Consider the following 3,238-nt stretch of genomic DNA (forward strand, 5'->3'; position numbering starts at 1 on the left):
AGCCGCGCCGGGCTCACGCGGCCGGGCAGGCAGAATGGCCGGACACGCCCACGGGAAAGAGGGAACACATGAACGTCGCAGTCGTCGGAGGCCTGCTCGTCGGCCTCGTGGTGCTGCTCCTGGTGCTGCTGGTCGCGTTCGCCGCGATCGCGTTCAACAAGCTGCGCAGGAGCGACATCGCGGCCCAGGAGGCGCTGGGCGGCATCGACGTCCAGCTGACCCGCCGCGCCGACCTCATCCCGAACCTGGTCGAGACGGTGAAGGGGTACGCCGCGCACGAGAAGGGCGTCTTCGAGAGCGTGACCGCCGCGCGCACCCACCTCCAGCAGGCGGCGGGCAGCAGCGACGTCGCCGAGAAGGCCGCCGCCGACGCCGAGATGCGCCAGGCGCTGGTGCGGGTCAACGCCGTGGCCGAGGCCTACCCTGACCTCAAGGCCAGCGCGAACTTCCAGGACCTCCAGCAGCAGCTCGCCGACACGGAGGGACAGCTCTCCTTCGCCCGGCAGTACTACAACGACGCGGTCGCCACGCTGAACAAGCTGGTCGCCACGGTGCCCTGGATGTTCTTCACCGGCATGGCCGGCGTCCGCGCCCGCACCTTCTACGAGGCCCCCGAGGGCCAGGAGCAGGCGCCCCAGGTGCGGTTCTGAGGGGCCCTGTCGCGCGCGACTCCGAGGTCGCGGTCACGTCGTTCGCCCGGGCCGGACCCTAGAAGACGTTGCGCGGCCGGAACTGCACCGAGACGCGGGGCCCGGCGTGGGCGACCTTGGGCACCGCGTGCTCCCAGGTGCGCTGGCAGGAGCCGCCCATCACCAGCAGGTCGCCGTGGCCCATCGTGAAGCCCAGCGAGGCGCCGCCGCCGCGCGGGCGCAGCGCCAGCCGCCGTGGGTCTCCGAAGGAGAGGATCGCCACCATGGTGTCCTCGTGCCGGCCGCGGCCGATCGTGTCGCCGTGCCAGGCGACGGAGTCCCGGCCGTCGCGGTACAGGCAGCAGCCCGCGGTCACGAACGGCTCACCGAGCTCGGGCAGGTAGTGCGCCGAGAGGTCCTCGCGGGCCTGCTCGAGCACCGGGTGCGGCAGCGCCCGGCCGGCGGCGTACGTCGCCACCAGCCGCGGCACGTCCACGACGCGGTCGTACATCGCGCGGCGCTCGGCGCGCCAGGGGGTCTCGTCGAGCAGTGCGGTGAGCACCTCGTCGGCGTCGGCGACCCAGTGCGGCCGCAGGTCCACCCACGCACCGTGCGCGAGCGGGGTGCGGGTGGCCGTGGAGAGCGAGCCCAGACCGGAGCCGGTCTGGAAGAGGGTCGCCTGGAACTCCATCGCAGAACCCTACCACGGCTTCGAACACCTGTTCGGGCACCACGCGGGCCGGGCGCAGCTCATGCCGGCTCGGGGGGATCTCAGGGGCGGCTCGGGGCCGGTACCCGGGAAACCCGGTCGCACGCGCTTGACGCGACTTGGAAGAGTAGGCGCATGACTTCCGCTCCCGCACCGGCCGCCACCGACCTTCCTGCGGCCCGCGTCCGCAACTTGACCAAGACCTACGGCATCGGCGACGCCCGGGTGGTCGCGCTCGACGACGTCACCCTGGACCTGTACGCCGGCGAGTTCACCGCGGTGATGGGGCCCAGCGGCTCGGGCAAGTCCACCCTGATGCACTGCTGCGCCGCGCTGGACACCGGCGACAGCGGCTCGGTGTTCATCGGCGAGCAGGACCTCACCGTGCTGAAGGACAAGGCGCTCACCCAGCTGCGACGCGACCAGATCGGCTTCGTCTTCCAGGCCTTCAACCTGGTGCCCACCCTGACCGCGGAGGAGAACATCATGCTCCCGCTGGCCATCGCGGGCCGCAAGCCCGACTCCGACTGGTTCCGCGGGGTGATCGACACCGTCGAGCTCGGCGACCGGCTCGACCACAAGCCCAGCGAGCTCTCCGGCGGCCAGCAGCAGCGGGTCGCGGTCGCCCGCGCGCTGGTGAGCCGCCCGCGGATCGTCTTCGCCGACGAGCCCACCGGGAACCTGGACTCCCACTCCGGCGCCGAGGTCCTCCGGCTGCTGCGGCACAGCGTGGACGACTTCGGCCAGACCATCGTGATGGTGACCCACGACCCGGTCGCGGCGGCGTACACCGACCGCGTGCTGTTCCTCGCCGACGGCAGGGTCGTCGAGGAGGTCCGCCGGCCCACCCGTGAGCTGGTGCTCGACATCATGACCCGGATGACCGCCCGGCAGGTGGGTGCCTGATGTTCCGGGTCGCCTTCAAGAGCCTGCTGGGCCGCAAGCTGCGGCTGCTGCTCAGCACCTTCGCGATCGTGCTCGGCGTCGCGTTCGTGGTCGGCTCCCTCGTCTTCTCCGACACCCTCAGCCGCGGGTTCACCGCGCTGTTCGCGTCCACCGTCGGCGACGTCGTCGTCCGGCCGGTGGGCGGCACCACCGCGGACGGCAGCCCGTCGACCAAGACCATCCCCGCGAGCGTCGCGGAGTCCCTGCGGTCGGTCGACGGAGCAGCCCGCGTCGACGGCAACGTCACCGCCGTCGGCGTGTACGTCGTCGGCACCGACGGAAAGGTCGTCGGGGGCCAGGGGGCCCCGGGGATCGGCGCCAACTTCACCACCGCGCCCGCCGGCCACGGCCTGGACGGCCTGACCATCCTCGAGGGGCACGTGCCGCAGGGCCCCGACCAGGTGGTCCTGGACGAGTCGACGGCGGAGAAGGCCGGGTACGGCGTGGGGGACCGCGCGCGGATCATCACCGCCACCGGCCAGGCCGTCCTGGACAAGGAGGTGGTCGGGCTGGCCGGCTACCGCGACGGCGGCACCCTGGGTGGGGCCTCGGTGTCGGTGTTCGACACCCGCACCGCCCAGCAGCTGTTCACCGGTGGCCGGGACGTCTACACCGACCTGTGGGTGACCGCGGAGGACGGGGTCTCCCAGAGCGAGCTGCGCGACGCGGTGGCCGCCGAGCTTCCTCCGGGCCTCGAGGCGGTCACCGGCGACGACGCCGCGGACGAGTCCGCGACCTCGCTGCTCGATGCGATCTCCTTCCTCACCACCTTCCTGCTGATCTTCGCGGGCATCTCGCTGGTCGTCGGGGCCTTCCTCATCGTCAACACGTTCTCGATCCTGGTCGCCCAGCGCAGCCGGGAGCTGGCGCTGCTGCGGGCGATGGGTGCCTCGCGCCGCCAGGTGACCACGTCGGTGCTGGTCGAGGCGTTCGTGCTGGGGGTCCTGGGTGCCAC

4 protein-coding genes are annotated in these 3,238 nt (G+C 72.3%); 3 read left to right on the forward strand and 1 reads right to left on the reverse strand.

The genetic code is table 11. The features are described from left to right. Nucleotides 1-68: 68 nt before the first annotated feature. Complete coding sequence (locus PLP61_RS13540) at nt 69-650, forward strand: LemA family protein (RefSeq protein WP_324503264.1); 582 nt, start codon at nt 69-71, stop codon at nt 648-650. A gap of 58 nt (nt 651-708) precedes the next feature. Here the strand turns inward: PLP61_RS13540 and PLP61_RS13545 are convergent, their stop codons facing one another. Then, the gene (locus PLP61_RS13545) at nt 709-1,320 is read right to left on the reverse strand and encodes an alpha-ketoglutarate-dependent dioxygenase AlkB (RefSeq protein WP_324503265.1); all 612 of its coding nucleotides are present in this window, start codon (nt 1,318-1,320) and stop codon (nt 709-711) included. Between the two features lie 153 nt (nt 1,321-1,473). Between PLP61_RS13545 and PLP61_RS13550 the strand changes: the two genes are divergently transcribed. Continuing rightward, on the forward strand, nt 1,474-2,244 hold the full coding sequence (locus PLP61_RS13550; protein WP_324503266.1) for an ABC transporter ATP-binding protein: 771 nt from the start codon (nt 1,474-1,476) through the stop codon (nt 2,242-2,244). Then, a partial coding sequence (locus tag PLP61_RS13555; RefSeq protein ID WP_324503272.1) for an ABC transporter permease occupies nt 2,244-3,238 on the forward strand: 995 nt, incomplete at its 3' end. The genes PLP61_RS13550 and PLP61_RS13555, both read left to right, overlap by 1 nt.

The organism is Nocardioides sp. (assembly GCF_035429765.1).
In the GTDB taxonomy this organism is placed as follows: domain Bacteria; phylum Actinomycetota; class Actinomycetes; order Propionibacteriales; family Nocardioidaceae; genus Nocardioides.